Raw genomic sequence first — 20555 nt, 5'->3', positions numbered from 1 at the left:
TTTTGTGTGTGCGATTCAGATCTTTGCGGCGCGGCGCTGATGACGTTCCATGTAGCGCTCGACGTACGAGCAGGATGGAATCACCGTGTAGCCCATTTCTTCGGCATATTGCAGCGCGCTTTCGGTCAGCGCCGCCGCAATGCCACGACCGCGCAAGGCGTTGGGCACGAACGTGCGATAGATATCCAGGGTCTGTTTCCCCAGATCCATATAGGTCAGGTAGGCACGATGACCGTCCACATTGGTCTCGAACTGATGACCAGCCTGGTCATGGTGGATGGACAACGCCTCGCTCATCACTACTCCTCGCGGGTCTTGGATTCTGACCCCTACCTTACCGATGTTTTTCCGGCGAAGGAACATCTACGCCACCCCGTGCCTGATCGACAGCGAGAAGAGACACACCGATCTCGTACAACCGAGCACCTGATAAATAGTAGGCACCATTGGCAAAATTGCTCAAGGTGCGCTCGTCATCAAGCGGTTGACGGTGTTGGCTCCGATGGACGCAGGTGCGGTTTGGGAGAAGATCTTCCCGGGCCGCTCACCTGAACATTGCCGGATGTTGAGACTTAAGACGTGCGACCTTTTTTAAAGTCACCTCAACATGGATAAAGATAAGCGAAGCAGCACGCAAAATCGGAACAAAAGTGTGGACGAATTCATCTAGAAAGACTTTAGCCAACACTGCAAAAACAACACGCCATGACGGGAACTTTTTCTGATTGACTCGCTCAGTGCGGGGCTTGCAGCTGGATGTTTTTTATACAGCGCAGTTAAAAGTTGCTCGAAAAAGAATCAGCGCCTACAATTTTTTTTGCTTCTTGCTATACGTCAGTTTACTTACTACAAGTAATGGGTAGTATGTACGCCGGCTATTTCCTCAATCGGAGGAGACAGCCACTTAATTGAAAGTCCTTGAAGGGGAACACGATGAACAACGTTCTGAAATTCTCTGCTCTGGCTCTGGCCGCAGTTCTGGCTACCGGTTGCAGCAGCGCATCGAAAGAAACCGAAGCACGTCTGACCGCTACTGAAGACGCAGCTGCTCGCTCCCAGGCTCGTGCAGACGAAGCTTACCGTAAAGCTGATGAAGCTCTGGCTGCTGCTCAAAAAGCACAACAGACTGCTGACGAAGCTAACGAGCGTGCTCTGCGCATGCTGGAAAAAGCTAGCCGCAAGTAATAGTCCTTCGGGATTGTTATCAAGCCGACCCATTTTTTGGGTCGGCTTTTTTGTGCCGGATGCTTTTGTCCGGACAATAAAAAACCCGCCGACGCTCACGCATCGGCGGGTTTTTTTTGAGCTTACTGCTGTAGATCGATCGGGGCGCTGGAGACCATCGGCGCCGAGGTGCCAGGCGTACCGATTTCGGTTGGCAGGCCATCTTCGGCTGCGACCACATCACGCACCACATCCCAATTCATGCGCAAGTTATTGGTGATGTCTTCACGCTTGAGCATCGCGTTGATCACCGCAGTGTGCTTGTCGACCACTGACGGATTGCCTTTGTCGTCGATCGGCGTGTGCGCTTCCAGATAGACCTTGCCGCCACTGCGACCGAACTTGTAGGCATCATTGAGGATGCGCACCGAAGTCCCGACCGGCACCATGCCGGCCATTTCCAGCACGTTGTTGTTGAACATGCGGAAGCAACCGTGGCTGGTGCGCATGCCAATGCCGAACTTCTTGTTCGAACCGTGGATCAGGTAGCCCGGCGTGCCCAGGGTGAACTTGAACGGACCCAGCGGGTTGTCAGGACCGGCCGGCACCACGTTTGGCAGCGGATCACCATCAGCAGCGTGTTCAGCCTTGATCGACGCTGGAGGCGTCCAGGTCGGATTAGGAGTTTTGGCGGTGATGGTGGTGTGCGCGATCGGCGAACCCCAGCCCTCACGGCCGATACCCAGCGGGAAGGTGTACACCACGTTCCGGCCTTTCGGGTAGTAGTAGAGGCGGTATTCGGCAAGGTTGATGACGATACCTTCACGCGGGCCCGGCGGCAGAATGAAACGTGTCGGCAGCACGATCTCGGTACCGGCACCTGGCAGCCAGGCATCGATGCCCGGATTGGCCGCGACCATTTCCGAATAGCCCAGATCGTAGGTGGTGCCCAGATCGGCGAAGGTGTCTTCGTACTTGGCTTTGATCACCTGCACCTGGCCGACGATGTCTTCACCGGGTGGTGGCAGGGGAAGCTCCAATGCAGCAACGGGACCGGCCACACACAGGGCGGCAAGTGACAGGCAGCGGGTGACGGCAGGAAAGCGCGGCAACATCCGGAAAATCCTTCGCATGATCATCAAGGGTATAAGAGCGCGATTGTACACTGCACTTTGAATATTCGGGGAGACAGGCCGATAGACCGCGCTGAGTGCGAAAAGATCGTCCGATCGCGGCCCGAGCCTTCGGCAGCTCCCTTATAGAAGACTGCATTCCAAATGTAGGAGCTGCCGAAGGCTGCGATCTTTTGATCTTATCTTAGAGCTCGAAACGCAACTCAGGCCAGATCGGCGAAGTCCCGCGCTTCTGCGACTCAAGAATCGCCCGGCACAGCGAGCACAGGCGCTGGTCCTGAAACACCCGGCGATCCACGCTCGACCAGCGTGGTTGCGCCGGCAGCAGGCTGCCGCACAGGGTGCGATCGGCCGAGCCGCCGAGTTCGAGTTGACGGGTCACCAGATGCACCCGCACTTCCTGGCAGGCGAACAGATCCAGCTGCTCGTCAGGCTCGATCAGTTGATAGGCAAAAAGGGACCAGGCAGAACGCGACATCGGGGCCTCCGATTAAGGGGGCGCCACATTAGCCGAAAGCCTGCCGCTAGAAAAGCCTCAAAGCAGCGGTTTTAGCGTCGGCCAGACATTTTCCAGCAACTTGCCCTGAGCCCCGGCCGCCGGGTGCAGACCATCGGCCTGCATCAGGTCCGGATGGCCGCCCACGCCGTCGAGGAAAAACGGCACCAGCGGAATTTTTTTATCATCGGCGAGTTTGCCGTAGACCTCGGCGAAAGCATCGGTGTAGCGCTTGCCGTAGTTGGGCGGCAGTTGCATGCCCAGCAGCAGCACCTTCGCGCCGCTTTGCCGCGAGCTGTCGATCATCGCCGCAAGGTTTTGTTGCAATTGCGTTGGCGGCATTCCGCGCAGGCCGTCATTGCCCCCCAGTTCAAGGATGACCAGCTCAGGCTTATGCTCTGCAAGCAGCGCGGGCAGCCGCGCCTGGCCTCCGGCACTGGTGTCGCCGCTGATGGAGGCATTGACCACTTTATCGTCGAAACCCTCCTGTTTGAGCCGTTGCTCCAGCAACGACACCCACCCCAAACGGGTATCCAGGCCGAAACCGGCGCTGATACTATCGCCAACGATCAGGACAGTACCCGCCGCTGCGTTCTGGGCCATGCACATCAAGGCCAGGCCAGCACTCAAAAACCATACACGCATCGGATTCTCCATGGGCGCAAGCATTCTCACCGCGAAGAACCTCAGCAAAGTGGTTTCCAGCGCGGAAGGTGAACTGACTATCCTGCACGAACTCAGCCTGGAACTGAACAAGGGCGACAGCCTGGCCATCGTTGGCGCGTCCGGTTCCGGCAAATCCACCCTCCTCGGCCTGCTCGCCGGGCTCGACCTGCCCAGCAGCGGCGAAGTCACGCTGGCCGGCCAGGGCCTGAGCGGTCTCGACGAAGACCAGCGCGCGCGCATCCGTGCCGAGCACGTCGGTTTCGTTTTTCAGTCATTCCAGTTGCTCGACAGTCTCAATGCACTGGAAAACGTCATGCTGCCGCTGGAACTCGATGGCCGCAAAGACGCTCGTGAGCGCGCAACCCAATTGCTGCAACGGGTCGGACTCGGCCAGCGCCTGACGCACTCGCCGCGCCAATTGTCCGGTGGTGAGCAACAACGCGTGGCGATTGCCCGGGCGTTTGCTGCCGAACCTGACGTACTGTTCGCCGATGAACCCACCGGAAACCTCGACAGCCACACCGGCGAGCGCATCAGCGACTTGCTGTTCGAATTGAATAAGGAACGCGGCACCACCCTGGTGCTGGTGACCCACGACGAACGCCTGGCCCATCGCTGCCGGCGTCTGATCCGTCTTGAAGCCGGGCTGTTGGTCGCCCCTCTGGAGCCTTGATGGCACGTCTGCCGCTGTTGCGTCTGTTCAGTCTCGCCATCCGCCAACTGCTGCGCGATGCCCGCGCCGGAGAATTGCGGGTATTGTTCTTCGCCCTCGTCGTGGCGGTGGCGGCGAGTACCGCCATCGGTTATTTCGGCGCTCGCCTCAACGGCGCCATGATGTTGCGTGCCACCGAGTTTCTCGGCGCAGACCTGGTGCTTGAAGGCAGCTCACCGGCTCGTGAGGAGCAGATCAGGAGCGGCACCGAACTGCGCCTGAACCATGCGCAGGTGGTGGAGTTTTCCAGCGTCATCGCCACCGACAACGGCATTCAGTTGTCGAGTATCAAAGCGGTTGATCGCGCTTACCCATTGCGCGGCGAGCTGAAAAGCGCCCCGGCGCCCTTCGCCACTGAAGAGCCCGGCGGCGAACCACAACCGGGCGAAGCCTGGGTCGAGGCACGTCTGCTGACTGCGCTGGATCTGAATATCGGCGACAGCATCGATGTCGGCTCGAAGACATTGAAGCTGACCCGGGTGCTGACCTACGAGCCGGATCGCGCCGGCAACTTCTACAGCCTGACGCCACGGGTGCTGATCAATCTCGACGATCTTGCCGCTACCGCAGTGGTGCAGCCCGGCAGTCGGGTGAGCTACCGCGAACTGTGGCGCGGCGAGCCGCAAGCGCTGGAAACCTATCGACAGTTGATCAAACCGGGGCTCGCGGCGAACCAGCGGATTCAGGATGCCCGCGACGGCAACCGGCAGATTGGTGGCGCGTTGGGCAAAGCCGAGCGCTATCTGAACATGGCCAGTCTGGTCGCGGTGCTGCTGGCCGGGGTGGCCGTCGCTTTGTCAGCAAATCGCTTCGCCAGCCGTCGTTTCGATGCCAGTGCCTTGCTGCGCTGTCTCGGGTTATCACGTCGGGAAACCATGCTGCTGTTCAGTATTCAACTGACGGTGCTGGGGTTGTTCGCCGCCATTGGCGGTGCGCTGCTCGGCTGGTTGGCGCAACTGGGTTTGTTTGCGCTGCTGCATGATCTGTTGCCGAGTGATGTGCCAGCGGGCGGCCTGTTTCCGGCCATCGCCGGGATCGGCACCGGGTTGGTGGCGCTGGCCGGTTTCGCCCTGCCGCCGCTCGCCGCGCTGGGTCGTGTACCGCCATTGCGCGTGTTGCGCCGTGACATGCTGCCGATTCCATCGAGTACCTGGATGGTTTACGGCGCCGCTTTGGGCGCTCTCGGCTTGATCATGTGGCGCCTCAGCCTTGATCTGCTGCTGACGTTCGCACTGCTCGGCGGTGGTATCGTCGCTGCGCTGGTGCTCGGTGGTCTGTTGCTGTTATTGCTGCAAAGCCTGCGGCGGATGCTCGCCCGCGCATCGTTGCCGTGGCGTCTTGGCCTCGGCCAACTGTTGCGCCATCCACTGGCCGCAGCGGGTCAATCGTTGGCGTTCGGCCTGATCCTGTTGTCCATGGCGCTGATCGCGCTGTTGCGTGGCGAACTGCTCGACACCTGGCAAAACCAGCTGCCCAAAAACGCACCGAACTACTTTGCCCTGAATATTTTGCCGGCGGACAAGCAGGCGTTCACCGATCACCTGATCAAGGTGTCCGCGCAAGCGGCGCCGCTGTACCCGGTCGTGCCGGGACGGCTGATCAGCATCAACGGCGACCCGGTGCAGCAAATCGTCAGCAAGGATTCTGCCGGCGACCGCGCGGTACAACGTGACCTGAGCCTTACCTGGGCCGCGGATATGCCCGCCGGCAACAAACTGACTGCCGGAACGTGGTGGACCGAACAGCCAACCGGCGATGTACCGGGCGTGTCAGTGGAGGGCAAAGTTGCCGAGAGCCTCAAGCTCAAACTGGGCGATCACATGGTGTTCAGTGTTGGCGGGGTCAATCGCGAAGCGAAAGTCACCAGTCTGCGCGATATCAACTGGGACAACTTCCAGCCGAACTTCTTCATGATCTTCCAGCCTGGCACATTGAAGGACCTGCCAGCGACCTACCTGACCAGTTTCTATCTGGCCGCGGGTCACGACCAGCAGATCGTCGAACTGTCGCGCGCCTTCCCGGCGGTGACCATTCTTCAGGTCGAAGCCTTGCTTGAACAGCTGCGCAGCATCCTCGCCCAGGTCACCCTGGCGGTGGAATATGTGTTGTTGTTTGTCTTGGCGGCGGGCATGGCCGTGTTGTTTTCCGGGTTGCAAGCGACGCTGGATGAACGCATTCGCCAAGGCGCGCTGCTGCGTGCCTTGGGTGCGGAGCGGCAATTGCTGATCAAGGCTCGGCGCATCGAGTTCGGCCTGCTCGGCGCGGTCAGCGGTTTGCTCGCGGCGATTGGCTCGGAAGTGGTAAGTCTGGTGTTGTATCGCTACGCGTTCGATCTGCCGTGGCATCCGCATCCGTGGCTGCTGGTGCTACCGCTGATTGGCGCAGTGCTGATCGGCGGCGCTGGTGTGTTCGGCACGCGCCGGGCACTCAACGCAAGTCCGCTGACAGTGTTGCGCGAGGGTTGATAGACTCAAGCGCTCGTCACCACAAGAAGTTGCCATGAGCCGTTATCGCCCTCCCCGCACCGCCGGCACCGCGCTGATCACCCCTGAAGGTGAAGCGCGGATGCGCGCCGAATTCCATGAGTTGTGGCACGTGCGCCGCCCGCAAGTGACGCAATCGGTCAGCGAGGCGGCGGCCCAGGGCGATCGCTCGGAAAACGCTGAATACACCTACGGCAAGAAGATGCTGCGCGAAATCGACAGTCGTGTGCGCTTTCTTACCAAACGTCTCGAAGCGCTCAAGGTAGTCAGCGAAAAACCCAGCGATCCGAACAAGGTCTACTTCGGCGCCTGGGTCACCATCGAGGACGAAGACGGCAAGCAATCGCGCTACCGCATCGTTGGCCCGGATGAACTGGATCTGAAACTGGGTTTAATCAGCATTGATTCGCCGTTGGCCCGAGCCTTGATTGGCAAGGCGCTGGATGCCGAAGTGCGTGTGCAAACTCCGACCGGCGAACAATGCGTTTACATCGTGGCGATCGATTACCCGTGAGCGCGATCAGCGACGGGTAATCAGCCCCTGCCGCGCGACACGCACCAGTTGCTTGATCATTTCAGGCGCATCTTCCTCACTCGGTGACTGAATCACCGCCAGATCGAAACTGTCACTGGCGAAACGCGTCAGCGACTCGCCGTCTTCAACGAACTGGATCAGGAACGCGGCAGGACCTCCGCTGCGACGTGGCCAGCCATCGAGATAACGCAACAGCGTCGGCTGATGTTTACCGCCAAGGAGGATTTTTGGATTGCGCTGGGTGATATGTGCCGTGATCGGCGCGGGACGTGCTGGAGGGCGTAGTGCATTCATTGTGTCGTGTCTCTGCCTCAAAAGTCTGCATGGCAGGTGAGAGGCAACACCGAACCAGCGCTTTAGCGGTATTTCGAAGCCCTGTTCCGGCTTCTGACGGTGACTGATCGAGTCACCTGGCGCCCCGCAAGTAGCTGTTTAAATCGGCGCATGGGCAACATCCTAGAGAACGTGACCGATCAGTGTCAAGAATCAGCGCCAACAAAAAAGGCCCGCACAATGCGGGCCTTTGCTTGAGCCAGAGCGGTCAACCGGCGATGGCGCGGTCCACCGAAAGCTTGCCGGCACCTTCGATCAGCACCGCGAGGCTGCCACCGAGCAAAGCCAAGGCGAACTCGTAACCGTTGTTGGCCATGAACAGGCCGTTGCTGATGTGCACGGTGAAGATCGCCACCAGCGACAGGACGGTCAGACCCAATGCTGCCGGACGGACCAGCAGGCCGATGATCAGCGCCAGGCCAGCGAAAAACTCGGTACCACCCGACAGAACGGCCATGGCATAACCCGGCGTCAGACCCAGACTCTCCATGTACTGCGCGGTGCCGGCAAGGCCATACCCACCGAACATTCCGAAGAGTTTCTGCGCGCCATGTGCGGCGAAGATCACGCCGACTACGATGCGCAGGATGGTCAGGCCGTAGCCAGCGCGGGTGAACAGTACCTTGTTGATCAGAGAGCTCATGCTGCGTTCCTTGTTTTGCGAAAGTGTGTGTGGGTTGGCCGCTATATTAATCAGTTATTTTCATGTTTAAAGCGCAAATATTTCGCCATAACAATCGATTTATTTGATTATTTCCGTGAGACAACTTTCTGTCCACCGGGCTCCAACGACTCCCGCTCCCGATCGAACGCCAAGTAATACTTGTTCACGCTATTAACATAGCTGACGGCCCCCATTCCCACCTGCTCCATGGCAATGCGCTCGACCTGGAAGAACCACTGGTTGGGATTGAGCCCACGGCGCCGGGCTTCGGCGCGCATGCCCTGCACTCGCTCGGGGCCGATGTTGTAGGCCGCCAGCGTGAACGCCATGCGTTCGCGCTCGTTAAGTTTGGGGCTGTTGAAGAACTTGCGGCGGATCAGCGCCAGGTACTTGGCCCCGGCCTGCACGTTCGCATCGAGATTCTGGATATTGTTCACACCGACGCGCTGGGCGGCGGATGGAGTAATTTGCATCAGCCCGGTCGGGCCACTGCCGCTGCGGGCGTTGGGCTGCAGCGCCGATTCCTTGAACGCCAGCGCTGCCAGGTTCAACCAATCCATATTTTGCGCAGCGGCGTGTTTTTGCAGGGTCGGGCGCAGTTTTTCAAGACGCTGACGGTCGGCCTTGGCCAATGGATAGTGAACCTGATAGAGCCGGCGATAAATGCGCAGAAACGCCGCATCTTCGTTCGCCGGTTTCTTGTAACCGCTGATGAAGCGGTCGACGCTGGCCCGCAACATCGACGCATCACGGCGCACGAACCAGTTTTCCTCACCCGGTTCGCTGATCACCAATTGTCGATCGACACGCAGCTTGGGCAGGATCTTGCCCCAGCGCTCGGCAATCGGCAGTTCAACGACGGTCAGGTCAAAGATGCCGCCCTGCACCATCTCCAACACGTCTTCCACGGCCAGCGTCGGATCGACCCATTCGATCTTGATCGGCGCGAGTTTGCGTAACGCCAGTTTCTGATTGAGTTGACTGACCGCCTCCCCAGCAGCGCTGCCGGTGGGTAACGCAAGGGTTTTGCCGGCAAGTTGCTCGACCTTGGTGTAGCGCCGCTCGCCCTTGATGCCGACCAGTACCAACGGCACGTTAGCGGCAATCGGCTCACTGCTGGCTACCGCATAACCGGCATGCAGATCGAGCAACTCCCCAGGGGCGACCAAGTCACCTTCGCCACGCTGCAACGCGCCGAGCAGTTGATCCTTGGCTTTGGGAATGATCTTGAGGGTAATTTCCTGGCCATCGCGGGAATGGCCATTGAGGTATTGCTCGAAGGCGCGCAGACGATGGTATTCGACGCCGATGGCCTGACCCTGGACTTCACCGGAACTGTTACGGCTCTGGTTGACCAGCACCCGCAACACGCGACTGCTGCGAATCTCCGAAAGATCGCGGACCTTGGCGGCAGGCACGGCTTGTAGCGGCCCGGGCAGACGCGCAACCGCCGTCATTGGCAGTAGCAACGATGCGCAAAACAGCAGCAAAACCGAGGGACGAATCATCCACTCTCCGGAAAGAATACGGGGCGAAATCACCACGAAACGGTTGAGATCACCGACGAAAACAGAGCGCCAGGAGCGCTGGCATGGTGCGAGAGACTGGCACAGTGATGGCATTGCTGCCAACCCACGCTGCGTCGCGGCATCAAAAGACCGCGATAACTCATTGTAGTTCTTGGCTTTTCTTATGAATCTACAGCTCTGGTATGCTTTCCGGCCTTCGGCCCGAGGTAGCAACCATGCAACTCATCGATATCGGCGTCAACCTGACCAATCCAAGTTTCGCCGACAAACACCAGGCCGTACTCGACCGCGCCTATGCCGCCGGGGTCTGCCAACTGGTGCTGACCGGCACCAGCATCGAGGGGAGCGAGCAGGCGCTGGAACTCTGCCAGCAGCTGGATGAAAGCGGCCAACGACTGTTCGCCACCGCCGGGATTCACCCGCATTCGGCCAGTGACTGGAACGCTGACAGCGCCCGACGCCTGCGCAGTTTGCTGAAGGAATCCAGCGTGGTCGCAGTGGGTGAATGCGGTCTGGATTTCAACCGCGATTTCTCGCCGCGCCCGCAGCAGGAAAAAGTCCTCGAAGAACATCTGGCACTGGCCGTTGAACTGCAATTGCCGGTGTTCTTGCACGAGCGCGATGCCAGTCAGCGGCTGCTGGAGATTCTCAAGAATTTCCGCGATCAACTGCCCGCCGCCGTGGTGCATTGCTTCACCGGCGAGCAAAAGGCGTTGTTCAGCTATCTCGACCTGGATCTGCACATCGGCATTACCGGCTGGATCTGTGACGAGCGCCGAGGCACGCATCTGCATCCGCTGGTCAAAGAGATCAAGCGCGGACGGCTGATGCTCGAAAGCGACGCGCCGTATTTGCTGCCACGCACCTTGCGACCGAAACCGAAGAACGGACGCAATGAGCCGGCGTATCTGACTGAGGTGTTGCGTGAGGTGGCGTTGCATCGGGGTGAGACCGAGGAAGATCTGGCGGCGCACACGACCGCTTGTAGTCGGGCTTTTTTTGGTCTTCCTGAATTGGCCTGAGCATCAAAAGATCGCAGCCTTCGGCAGCTCCTACATGGACGGCATTCCCTTGTAGGAGCTGCCGAAGGCTGCGATCTTTTTCTTTCACCACCGGATCTGTTGACCCACATCAAATCGGCTCCCCTGCATAGCAGCACAATGCTGGCACCTTGCCAAAACTGTTTCCGCTATCAGAGAAGACCTCCATGGGTGCCTGGCTTAGCAATATCTCGCTGAAATACAAATTCTGGGCGGTCAACGCGGTCGCCTTCGTCACTACCCTGCTGCTGGTGCTGTATGCCGTTCAACTCGAACAGCAGGCCCGCAGTCAAGCGGCGCAATCGTCGGCGCAAGCTCAGGCGCAGTTGCTCAAGGCCTGGCCGGCCGGGCAGCCGCTGCCCAAGGCCGAGCAAGTGCTGACGTTTAAACGCGGCGAAGTACCGCGCTTCAACGATCAGCCGCTGTTGGAGATCACCGATAGCAACGGCTGGCACGAGCTCAATCACTTGCCACTGTTCGGCGACAACCTGCTGATCGGCGCTGAAGTGTTCAGCCGCGCCGACGGTCAGCAAGTCGCTGTCGTCGCCTATGGCCCGAGCCTGACTCAAGTATTCGGTGAGCGCTTCGCCAATTACGCGGTGGCGGTGTTCATCCTGATGCTGGCGATGCTCGGCGCTTCGCAATTGCTGATTCGCTTCCTGCTCAGCCAGCTGAACACGTTGAAAGACGTGATGCTGCACGTTGAAAAAAGCGGCGACCTCTCCGCCCGTGTGCCATTGGCCTGCAAGGACGAAGTCGGGCAGATGGCCAATGCGTTCAATGCGATGCAGGCCGGTTATCAGCGCGTCGTTACCACTGTCGCCAATACCGCACGGCAACTGGATGTCGGGGCGGCGCGCCTGGCGTCGAGCATGAACGAAGTGCGTCACGGCATGCTTGGCCAGCAGAGTGAAACCGATCAGGCAGCCACGGCGATCAACGAAATGACCGCCACCGTTTATCACATCGCCCAGCACGCCGGCGCCACCCGCGATCTGTCACAAACCGCCGATGCCCTCGCCGGCAGCGGCCAGCAGGTGGTGGCGCGGGTGCAGCATTCGATTACCGGCCTGTCCAGCGGCGTGCAACAGACCGCGCAGATGATTCAACGGCTGGCCGAGGACAGCCAGAAGATCAACGGCGTGGTCAGCGTGATTCACAGCATCGCCGAGCAAACCAATCTGCTCGCGCTCAACGCCGCCATTGAAGCGGCCCGCGCCGGTGAGATGGGCCGTGGGTTTGCGGTGGTCGCCGATGAAGTGCGCAACCTGGCCAAACGCGTGCAGGCCTCAACTGACGAGATCACCACGATGGTGTCGGCGTTGCAGGCCGGCACTCGCGATGCGGTGGATTTCATGCAAGAGAGTTCGTACAAGGCTGACGATTGTGTGCAGCAGGCGCAGGAGGCTGGCGAGGCACTGGCGGAAATCACTGGAGCGGTGGCGCAGATGCGTGAGAGCAACACGCAGATCGCCGTGGCGGCAGAGCAGCAAAGTCAGGTCGCCGAGGAGATGAATCGGGCGGTGGTGAGCATTCGCGATGTGACCGAGAACACCGTGCAGCAGACCGTGGATTCGGCGACGACCAGTAATGAGTTGGCGACGTTGGCTGGGGAATTGAGCAAGGCGATCGGACAATTGAAACTTTGAGGCCCTCATCGCGGGCAAGCCCGCGATGGCGTCAGCTGAATCGACATCGAATTTAGCCATTGTCACTATCACTTCAATAGCCAACCTTGATTCGCCGCCCTCCCCGCCCCGGCCTATTCTTCACCCATGTGTTCAACACGGATCGAGGAGTAGCAGACATGGGCAGACGTCACCCCAACCTTCCCGCGTGGCAATGGCGCACGCACCCGGGCAATGACCAGCATCCGACCCATCAGGTGCTGCACTTGATCGCAGTGCCGCTGTTCATCGTGGCGTTTCTGCTGATCGTTTCCGGCGTGTTCAGCCTGAGCCTGACCAGCGTGGCCATCGGTGTGATTGGTATCGTCGCGGCGGCAGGTTTACAGCGCCGCGGCCATCACCTGGAAGCGTGAGCGCCCGTCGGCATCGCGTCAGGCGAAGATCGTGACAGTCTGGCGACTCATGGCGATCAGTTCCCCTTGCGCGCTCCACAGCTTGGCGGCGACATGACCGTAACCGTCGGCAGCGTACTCGATGTCTGCCAGATATTGGCACCAGTCCAGCGTACTCAAGTCGCGTAGCGGCTGAACGAATTCGATGGTCCAGGTCAACGTGCTGCCCGGCGCAGGCTTTTTCAGATACGGCAACAGCGCGGGTGGCCACGCATCCACCAGCGCCAGCAGATGCGCTTCACTGACCGGCTCTTCTTTCACATCCCCACGCAGTCGTACCCAACCACCCATCAGCCGCGATGGGGTGCCGGTAAACGGCATGCCGCCGGTAGTCCAACGCATCGCCAGATGGCGCATGAACTCCGGCGTCACGCCTTTTATGTACGGCAACTCCTGGCATTCGTCCCAGTGCTTCATTTGCGGCGCGGGATACGCTTCAACCGCTACTTCCGATGGTCGCGAGGCACCAAAGCTGCCCTGAACGATCGTCACCACCTGACCGTTCTGCATCGCCCGGCCCAGCACCTGGCTGACGGCTTTGCCTTCTCGCAGCACATCGACTTCAAAACTCACCGGCACTTCGGGCTCGACCGGGCCGACAAAGGTGATCGCCAGCGAACGCACCGGGCGATCCGCCGGCACCTTGGCGCGCATGGCTTCAAATTGCAGGGCGGCGACCAGGCCACCGAAACTGGCGCGGCCCTGTCCCCATTCGGCAGGGATAGTCAGCGTCGAATCGCGGCGGACCGCATCAAGCAGATCGCTAAAGCGCATGGCAACCTCAGAAAGCAAAAATGAATGCCGGGATCTTAACCAGCCACGCAGAGCGCCGCAGCGTCTATTCCGGTCAAATGGGCAGACAGATAGGCCTTACACCGATTTCAAACCCAATGAAAAACCCTGTAGGAGCTGCCGAAGGCTCGGGCCGCGATTGGACGATCTTTTGATCTAGTTTTTAAAAACCAAAAATCAAAAGATCGCAGCCTTCGGCAGCTCCTACAGGGGGATTGCGGGGTTATTTGAAGCAGGAGGAACTGAGTTTTTCGAGCACCCGATCTGCCTTGGCTTCAGCCTTGATCATCGTTGCCTGCCACGTCGCGACACACGGCTGAAGGTCCGCCTCCAGCTCGGCCCGCGCCAGCCACTGCCAGCAATCGTGCCAATCGCCCAAGGCACCTTGCGCGGATTTCAGCCGTTCCAGCGCTGATTCGGGCAAGCGATCCAGTTCGGGATAGGCTTCGATGCCATAACGCACACGCTTGATCAGCAGTCGCAGGCGATGCCGGTCATGGGCCGGATCGTGCAGCGCCTGGTCGAGATTCTTCCATTGTTTGCCGAGGCGTTTTTCGATGCGCTTGCCCAGACGTTTGAGCAAGCCCTGACGCTGCGAGGCACGCAAAAAGCGCGGGAAAGCGTCGAGGATCATCAGCAGCGAGGCCACTTCCTGGCTCGCCGCCAGCGCCGGATAGGCTTCGGCCATTTGCGCCATGCGCCGTTGTGCGGCTTCAGGTTGATCGTGTTCGAGCAGGTACGCCGCCAGCACTTCGCGATCTCGCCACGGCGTGGTCAACTGGCCGACCGCCGACGCCGCGTCTTCCAGTTGCTCGACACCCGGCAAGCCGCGCAACGGCCGCAACAGGCTGCGCAAGCGCCGCACCGTAGTGCGCAGATCGTGCAGCGCCTCGGGGTCGGTCCGCGCGGTGAGGCGCGCCTGACAGACCAGCAATCGCACTTCCAGGCTCAAGACATGAGCCACCAAGCCGTCAACCAACGCAGACATCACTTGCTCCCTGATTCAAAAAGCCTGTCGACTGAGTCTGCAATGTCGCAGCCTCAGTCGACTTGTGCCAAGTCAGCAGCTTAGCGGCCGGCGCGAGATTCGCGAATGTAGAAACGCGCCTTCTCGGCTTTGCTGGCGCAACCTTCGAAGCCTTCAAATTGTTGTTGAGTTTTGGCGGCGGTCAACAATGACAGCGCTTTGGAATAACTCACGGTGCCGGCAAAGCCTTCGGCCTTGGCCAGGTCCAGCTCATGCCACGCGGTGTCGAGCTGGCTGCCGCAGCTGTCGCGGTAAGCGGTCTTACCGGCGCAACCGGCCAATGCCAGAGCCAACAACGGTACACAGATCCAGGCTTTCATCACTCACACCTCAAAGATAGGTCAACAGTCGTGCAGGTAAGACGATAAGGCTGAGAAAAAGTGCCTTGTCGCCCCATGAATATGCGATGGCGAAAGGATAGCGCCGAGTGGTCACACAGTATCGAAAAAACGACGTCATCGACGCGCTGAGCGACCTCGGCGATTGAGCCACCTGCTCGATGAGTGCATTGTGCAACCTTGTCGGGAGGAAGTTTGATGAAAAAGCGTGTCGCACTGGTGCTGGGTTCCGGAGGCGCCCGGGGCTACGCCCATATCGGAGTCATTGAAGAGATTGAACGACGCGGTTATGACATTGCATGTATTGCCGGATGTTCGATGGGCGCGGTGGTCGGCGGGATCTACGCCGCCGGCAAGCTCGATGAATACAAACACTGGATCGAAAGCCTCGATTACCTGGACGTGCTGCGCCTGGTCGACGTGAGTTTCCGTCTCGGCGCGATTCGCGGTGAAAAGGTCTTCGGCCAGATCCGCAAGATCGTCGGCGATATCAATATCGAAGACCTGCGTATCCCTTACACCGCGGTCGCCGCCGACCTCACCAACCAGCAGGAAATCTGGTTTCAGGAAGGCTGCCTGCATCAGGCCATGCGCGCCTCGGCGGCGATTCCCAGCCTGTTCACCCCGGTGATGCAAGGCAACCGGATGCTGGTGGATGGCGGGATTCTCAACCCGCTGCCGATCGTGCCGGTGGTGTCGAGTCATTGCGATCTGATCATCGCGGTCAATCTCAACTCGACCAACCAGCGGCATTACAAGTTACCGGTGATCCAGCGTCCTGCCGCCTTTCGTTCTCGGTTCGACAGCCTGATCAGTTCGCTCGGTTCGAAGCTGCCATTCCGCCGCACCCAGGCCGAGCAACTGCTGCGTCTGGAACAGGAAGCACTGCGTGCCGAAGCGGCGAGTATCAACCCGTGGCTCGAAGGCGCCGAACCCGAATCGCAACAACCCGCCGCGGCTCCCGAACGCGAAGGCGCACCGAAATCCGCGACAGGTTCATTCATCATCGATAACGTTGGGCCCGCGTCATTGCTGGACTTGATCAACCAGAGCTTCGAGGTGATGCAGACCTCGTTGGCGCAGTACAAGATTGCCGGGTATCCGCCGGACATCCTGATCAACGTGCCGAAGCGGGTGTGCCGCTTTTTCGAGTTTTACAAGGCGCCGGAGTTGATCGCTTTGGGAAGGGAAATTGCTCGGGATACCTTGGATCGGTATGAAGAGGAGCAAAACAGAGAACCCTGAAATTCTCTGCTGAATGCAAAGCCCTCATCGCTGGCAAGCCAGCTCCCACAGTGGTCTGTGTGAAACACAGTTTTCAACCACACCCGAGATACCTGCGAGAGAGTCCTGAAGTTCTCCGCTGAATGTCAGGCCCTCATCGCTGGCAAGCCAGCTCCCACAGTGGTCTGTGTGAAACACAGTTTTCAACCACACCCGAGATACCTGTGGGAGCTGGCTTGCCAGCGATAGGGCCAGAAAAGGCCACACAAAAACTACAGACTGCTCTCACTCAACAGCCGATACCCAACCCCCGCCTCTGTCACGATAAACCGCGGCCGCGTCGGATCATCCGCCAGTTTCTGGCGTAAATGTCCAACCACGATTCGCAGGTAATGGCTGTCCTCGGTGTGCGTCGGCCCCCAGATCTCCTTGAGCAATTGCTGCTGGGTGATCACCCGACCCGGATGCCGCGCCAATTGCGCCAGCACCGCATATTCCTTGCGAGTCAGCGCCACTTCGACGCCATCAAGCAACACCCGCCGATAGGCCAGATCCACCGTCAGCGGGCCGAAATTCAGCGCTGCCTGCTGCGCCTCCCCTGCCGGCGCCTGACGCAACAACGCGCGCACCCGCGCCAGAAACTCCTGAATGCCGAACGGTTTGGTCACGTAGTCGTTGGCGCCGCCGTCCAATGCCTCGACCTTCTGCCCTTCGCTGGCGCGCACCGACAGTACCAGCACCGGCGCCGTGGCCCACTCGCGAAACTCGCGCAGCACTTGCTGGCCGTCCATGTCCGGCAGGCCGAGGTCGAGCACCAGCAGGTCCGGTTTATTCAGCGCGGCTTGCGCCAGACCCTCGGCGCCGGTGCCGGCCTCGAGCACTTTGTAGCCTTGTGAAACGAGGCTGATGCGCAGGAACTTGCGGATCTGCGGTTCGTCGTCGATGACCAAAATGGTCGCGGTCTGGCTCATGAATTCACATCAACACAAAAGATTGACAAGAGAGTAGCGCAGTCGGATTCAAGCTTCATCGTCCATCCCCGGTTGCGCCTGCAATGGCAGGTGCAAGGTGATGCAGGTGCCGCGCCCGTCAATGCCGTCGGCAACGCTGATTCGCCCGCCATGTGCACCGACCATGCCCTGACAGATCGCCAGGCCGAGTCCGGTGCCCTGGCCGCCGCGATCACCGCGTGCGGCGGTATAGAACATATCGAAAATCTTCGCCCGCTCGTCTTCGGGAATCCCCGGTCCTTCGTCGCTGACCGAGAAGTAAATTTCGTTGTCGTTCGCGCCGGCATTCAATTGCAATTGGCCGTCAGGTGGCGAGAAACGTGCGGCGTTTTCCAGCACATTGACCAGCGCCTGCTCGATCAACGCCGCGTGCACGTAAAGCAACGGCAACTCGGCCGGCACCTCGGTGCTGACCTGCAACGGCGCGAGCACTGCGCGCAGACGATTGAGCGAACTGCCGACGATATCGGCCGGCGACACCCAGTCCCGCGCGAGTTTCAGCGCGCCATGGCCCAGGCGTGTCATGTCGAGCAGATTCTGGATGTAGCGGTCGAGGCGTTCGGCTTCGTCACGGGTACCCTCGAGCAGTTCGCGTCGATCCTCTAGCGGGATCGCTTCGCCGAGCGCCAACAGGCTGTCGATGCTGCCACGCATGGACGTCAGCGGCGTGCGCAAATCATGGGAAACCGAGGCCAGCAGTGCGCTGCGCAATTGCTCGGTTTCGCCGTGCAGGCGCGCCGCTTCCAGATCATCCGCCAACTGCGCGCGAGCCAACGCCTGTGCCAATGGCTGGCTGAGCGCGGTAAGCAAACGGCGCCGCTGGCCGCTCAAGGTCTGGCCCTCTTTGGCGCACACCCCGAGCAGCGCCAGCGGACCGTCCTCGACCGACAGCGGCCACCACCACCAGCGACCGAACGGCAGCGTGCCGGTGCCCATCCCGGCCGGTTGATCGTGCTGCCAGGCCCAATCGGCGGCAGCGCGTTCGGATTCGGTGAATTGCAGCGGGCCGCCGGTTTCAACTTTCCAGCCACCCTGCCCGTCGCGATTGAGCAAGCAGATTTGCAGATCGCTCCAGCCATTGAGGTGCTGCGCGGCGGCATTGACCACGGCCTGGCGGTCGGTGGCGGCGGTGAGTTTGCGCGACAGATCGAGCAGCTCGGAAGTTTCTTCCTGGGTGTCGCGCAACGCCTGCAATTGCCGACGCTGACGCGCAGCCAGGTTGCCAGTGAGCGCCGCCATCAACAGAAAGAACAGCAAGGTCAGCACGTCTTCTTCACGCTGGATGCTGAAAGAAAAATTCGGCGGAATGAACAGAAAGTCGTAGGTCAGAAACGACAACGCCGCACAGGCCAGCGCCGGGCCGAGACTGCTGCGCACCGCCACCAGCAACACGGCCGCCAGGAACACCAGCGAGATGTTCGGCAGCGGCAACACACTCGACACTGCCCACGCCAGTGCAGTGGCCAACACCGTGGCGACCAGCGCCAGCAGGTAGTCGAACCAAACCAGTGTCAGTGGATTGCGAGTACGCGGTTGATCCTGTTGTTGATCGCTGTCGAGGACGTTGATTTCCAGCCCATGGGCCTGGCGCAGCAACCGAGCGGCCAGACCACCACCGAACAGACGACGGCGCAGACGCGGGCGGGACTGCCCGACAAGGACCAGACTCGCACGGCGTTCGGTAGCATGCTGGATCAGGGTTTTCGCCACCTCGCCGGCGCGCAGCAACACCACTTCGCCACCGAGCCGTTCGGCGAGTTGCTGAGCACTTTGCAGACGCAAACGTGATTGCTCGTCGCGCACGCTGCCGTTGTCGACGTGCACCAGACTCCACGGCAAATGCCGACGCTGCGCGACGCGGCTGGCGTGACGCACAAGACGCTCGGCCTGGGCATCGCCATCAATGCCGACCAGCAAACGTCCGCGCACCGCCGGCGCTGCCTGACCCATTTGGCGATAGCCTTGGGCGAGGTCGTTATCGACCTGTGCCGCTGCCGTTTGCATCGCCAGTTCGCGCAATGCGGTGAGGTTGGTCTGGGTGAAGAATGCATCGATTGCCGCCCGCGCCTGCTCCGGCACATAGACCTTGCCTTCGCGCAGCCGCTCGAGCAATTCACGCGGCGGCAGGTCGATCAGCAACAGCTCAAAGGCTTCTTGCAGCACCCAGTCCGGCAGGGTTTCGCGCACCTGCACGCCGGTGATGCCGCGCACCTGATCGTTGAGGCTTTCGAGGTGCTGGACGTTGACCGTGGTGAACACATCGATGCCGGCCGCGAGCAGTTCCTGAATGTCTTGCCAGCGTTTCGTATGGCGGCTGCCGGGGGCGTTGCTGTGGGCCAGTTCATCGACCAGCACCAGCTTCGGTTTGGCGGCGAGGAGGCCGTCGAGGTCCATTTCTTCGAGCATCACGCCACGGTATTCCGAGCGCACCAGAGGTTGCTGCGGCAAGCCGCCGAGCAACGCTTCGGTTTCGGCTCGGCCGTGGGTTTCAACGACGCCGGCGATGACTTTCACACCTTGACGCAGTTGGGTGTGGGCGGCCTGGAGCATGGCGTAGGTCTTGCCGACACCGGGCGCGGCGCCAAGGAAAACCTTGAGCCGGCCTCGGCCGTCGCGGGGCAGGTCAGCTAACAGTGCGTCGGCGCGGCCGGAGTCGCTCATCTGGGATTGCCTTGTTCGGTTTGAGATTGGTTGAAGCGTTAAAAGATCGCAGCCTTCGGCAGCTCCTACAATGGAACGGCGTACACCCTGTAGGAACTGGCGAAGCCTGCGATCTTTTGATCTACAGCTTCTCGAGCGCCATGTTCAGCGCCAACACATTCACCACCGGCGGCCCCACCAGCGGCTGCTCGATGTGTGCATCAAGCAGTTGCTGCACGGTCGACACCGGCAGGTTACGCGCTTGCGCGACACGCGCCAGTTGATAGGCAATTGCCGCCGGAGGCAAGTGCGGATCGAGGCCGCTGCCGGAGGTAGTCAGCAGCGCCAGCGGCACCGGGCCTTGGCCGGGCACCTGTAACTTGTTGGCGTCGTCGATCACCCGGGTGGCCAGTGCCGGATTGCTCGGCGCCAGGTTGCTTGCGCTACTGGAAACAGTGGCAAAGGCACCGGCCGATGGACGCGGATGGAACCACGCATCGCCAACAAAATCCTGGGCGATCAGCGATGAACCGCGGACCTTGCCGGCGGCGTCGTGCACCAGGCTGCCGTTGGCCTGCTCGGGAAACGCGACCTGCGCGACGCCCGTGACTACCAGCGGATAGGCAACGCCGGTGACGAGGGTCATCAGCACCAGCAGGCTCAGGGCCGGACGTATCATTGTGGACATT

Annotated in this window: 20 protein-coding genes and 1 pseudogene; 8 read left to right on the top strand and 13 right to left on the bottom strand. The window is 60.4% G+C overall.

Annotated features, from left to right (window positions below):
• Nucleotides 1-15 precede the first annotated feature (15 nt).
• Entirely contained in the window at nucleotides 16-297 is a 282-nt protein-coding gene (locus ICA15_RS16960) for a GNAT family N-acetyltransferase (RefSeq protein WP_003226804.1), read from the bottom strand.
• A 636-nt stretch (nucleotides 298-933) separates the two neighbouring features.
• Here ICA15_RS16960 and oprI point away from each other — a divergent pair.
• Complete coding sequence (oprI, locus tag ICA15_RS16955) at nucleotides 934-1185, top strand: outer membrane lipoprotei OprI (RefSeq protein WP_003183784.1); 252 nt, start codon at nucleotides 934-936, stop codon at nucleotides 1183-1185.
• A gap of 122 nt (nucleotides 1186-1307) precedes the next feature.
• On the opposite strand, the gene ICA15_RS16950 is transcribed toward oprI, so the two are convergent.
• The 3 genes from ICA15_RS16950 to ICA15_RS16940 form a co-directional block, all read right to left on the bottom strand.
• Nucleotides 1308-2279: a L,D-transpeptidase family protein gene (locus ICA15_RS16950; protein WP_150603343.1), complete on the bottom strand. Its 972-nt coding sequence runs from the start codon at nucleotides 2277-2279 to the stop codon at nucleotides 1308-1310.
• A gap of 202 nt (nucleotides 2280-2481) precedes the next feature.
• Complete coding sequence (locus ICA15_RS16945; protein ID WP_007908575.1) at nucleotides 2482-2775, bottom strand: hypothetical protein; 294 nt, start codon at nucleotides 2773-2775, stop codon at nucleotides 2482-2484.
• Between the two features lie 57 nt (nucleotides 2776-2832).
• Complete coding sequence (locus ICA15_RS16940; protein ID WP_047599834.1) at nucleotides 2833-3438, bottom strand: arylesterase; 606 nt, start codon at nucleotides 3436-3438, stop codon at nucleotides 2833-2835.
• Nucleotides 3439-3448: 10 nt separating this feature from the next.
• Between ICA15_RS16940 and ICA15_RS16935 the strand changes: the two genes are divergently transcribed.
• The 3 genes from ICA15_RS16935 to greB are packed head-to-tail and all read left to right on the top strand — an operon-like array spanning nucleotide 3449 to nucleotide 7168.
• On the top strand, nucleotides 3449-4132 hold the full coding sequence (locus ICA15_RS16935) for an ABC transporter ATP-binding protein (protein WP_150603341.1): 684 nt from the start codon (nucleotides 3449-3451) through the stop codon (nucleotides 4130-4132).
• Complete coding sequence (locus tag ICA15_RS16930; RefSeq protein WP_210553959.1) at nucleotides 4132-6636, top strand: ABC transporter permease; 2505 nt, start codon at nucleotides 4132-4134, stop codon at nucleotides 6634-6636. Before ICA15_RS16935 ends, ICA15_RS16930 begins: the two co-directional genes overlap by 1 nt.
• A 34-nt stretch (nucleotides 6637-6670) precedes the next feature.
• Nucleotides 6671-7168, top strand: a complete 498-nt coding sequence (gene greB / locus ICA15_RS16925; protein ID WP_025113125.1) for a transcription elongation factor GreB — start codon at nucleotides 6671-6673, stop codon at nucleotides 7166-7168.
• Nucleotides 7169-7174: 6 nt separating this feature from the next.
• On the opposite strand, the gene ICA15_RS16920 is transcribed toward greB, so the two are convergent.
• The 3 genes from ICA15_RS16920 to ICA15_RS16910 all read right to left on the bottom strand — a co-directional run bounded on the left by ICA15_RS16920 (nucleotide 7175) and on the right by ICA15_RS16910 (nucleotide 9694).
• The gene (locus tag ICA15_RS16920; RefSeq protein WP_150615941.1) at nucleotides 7175-7483 is read right to left on the bottom strand and encodes a class I SAM-dependent methyltransferase; all 309 of its coding nucleotides are present in this window, start codon (nucleotides 7481-7483) and stop codon (nucleotides 7175-7177) included.
• 247 nt (nucleotides 7484-7730) lie between these two features.
• On the bottom strand, nucleotides 7731-8165 hold the full coding sequence (locus tag ICA15_RS16915; protein ID WP_047302390.1) for a DoxX family protein: 435 nt from the start codon (nucleotides 8163-8165) through the stop codon (nucleotides 7731-7733).
• Between the two features lie 107 nt (nucleotides 8166-8272).
• Nucleotides 8273-9694 carry a transglycosylase SLT domain-containing protein gene (locus ICA15_RS16910; protein ID WP_210553960.1) on the bottom strand — a complete coding sequence of 474 codons (1422 nt, stop codon included), beginning with the start codon at nucleotides 9692-9694 and terminating at the stop codon, nucleotides 8273-8275.
• 236 nt (nucleotides 9695-9930) lie between these two features.
• Here ICA15_RS16910 and ICA15_RS16905 point away from each other — a divergent pair, with 236 nt between their 5' ends.
• From ICA15_RS16905 to ICA15_RS16895, 3 genes and pseudogenes are all read left to right on the top strand, one after another.
• Entirely contained in the window at nucleotides 9931-10737 is an 807-nt protein-coding gene (locus tag ICA15_RS16905; RefSeq protein WP_210553961.1) for a TatD family hydrolase, read from the top strand.
• 185 nt (nucleotides 10738-10922) lie between these two features.
• Nucleotides 10923-12404, top strand: coding sequence for a methyl-accepting chemotaxis protein (locus tag ICA15_RS16900; RefSeq protein WP_210553962.1), 1482 nt, complete (start codon nucleotides 10923-10925; stop codon nucleotides 12402-12404).
• A gap of 158 nt (nucleotides 12405-12562) precedes the next feature.
• Nucleotides 12563-12793: pseudogene (locus ICA15_RS16895) on the top strand (terminase); the annotation flags it as partial.
• Between the two features lie 21 nt (nucleotides 12794-12814).
• Here the strand turns inward: ICA15_RS16895 and ICA15_RS16890 are convergent.
• The 3 genes from ICA15_RS16890 to ICA15_RS16880 form a co-directional block, all read right to left on the bottom strand.
• Nucleotides 12815-13609 (bottom strand): acyl-CoA thioesterase, encoded by a 795-nt coding sequence (locus ICA15_RS16890; RefSeq protein WP_210553963.1) that lies wholly within the window; start codon nucleotides 13607-13609, stop codon nucleotides 12815-12817.
• Nucleotides 13610-13850: 241 nt separating this feature from the next.
• Nucleotides 13851-14615 carry a CHAD domain-containing protein gene (locus ICA15_RS16885; protein WP_210553964.1) on the bottom strand — a complete coding sequence of 255 codons (765 nt, stop codon included), beginning with the start codon at nucleotides 14613-14615 and terminating at the stop codon, nucleotides 13851-13853.
• An 80-nt stretch (nucleotides 14616-14695) separates the two neighbouring features.
• Nucleotides 14696-14974 (bottom strand): hypothetical protein, encoded by a 279-nt coding sequence (locus ICA15_RS16880; RefSeq protein ID WP_150603333.1) that lies wholly within the window; start codon nucleotides 14972-14974, stop codon nucleotides 14696-14698.
• A 216-nt stretch (nucleotides 14975-15190) separates the two neighbouring features.
• On the opposite strand from ICA15_RS16880, the gene ICA15_RS16875 reads away from it, so the two are divergent.
• A complete protein-coding gene (locus tag ICA15_RS16875; RefSeq protein ID WP_210553965.1) occupies nucleotides 15191-16237 on the top strand; it encodes a patatin-like phospholipase family protein in 1047 nt (348 codons plus the stop codon).
• A gap of 251 nt (nucleotides 16238-16488) precedes the next feature.
• Here the strand turns inward: ICA15_RS16875 and ICA15_RS16870 are convergent, their stop codons facing one another.
• The 3 genes from ICA15_RS16870 to kdpC all read right to left on the bottom strand — a co-directional run bounded on the left by ICA15_RS16870 (nucleotide 16489) and on the right by kdpC (nucleotide 20554).
• Complete coding sequence (locus ICA15_RS16870; RefSeq protein WP_210553966.1) at nucleotides 16489-17187, bottom strand: response regulator; 699 nt, start codon at nucleotides 17185-17187, stop codon at nucleotides 16489-16491.
• A gap of 48 nt (nucleotides 17188-17235) precedes the next feature.
• Entirely contained in the window at nucleotides 17236-19887 is a 2652-nt protein-coding gene (locus tag ICA15_RS16865; RefSeq protein WP_210553967.1) for a sensor histidine kinase, read from the bottom strand.
• 121 nt (nucleotides 19888-20008) lie between these two features.
• Nucleotides 20009-20554, bottom strand: a complete 546-nt coding sequence (kdpC, locus tag ICA15_RS16860; protein WP_210553968.1) for a potassium-transporting ATPase subunit KdpC — start codon at nucleotides 20552-20554, stop codon at nucleotides 20009-20011.
• Nucleotide 20555 lies beyond the last annotated feature (1 nt).

This window comes from Pseudomonas sp. P116 (genome assembly GCF_020149425.1).
GTDB classification, from domain to species: Bacteria; Pseudomonadota; Gammaproteobacteria; order Pseudomonadales; family Pseudomonadaceae; genus Aquipseudomonas; species Aquipseudomonas anatoliensis.
The sequence above is the reverse complement of the archived record's forward strand: the minus strand, read 5'-3'. Positions and strand labels throughout refer to the sequence as shown.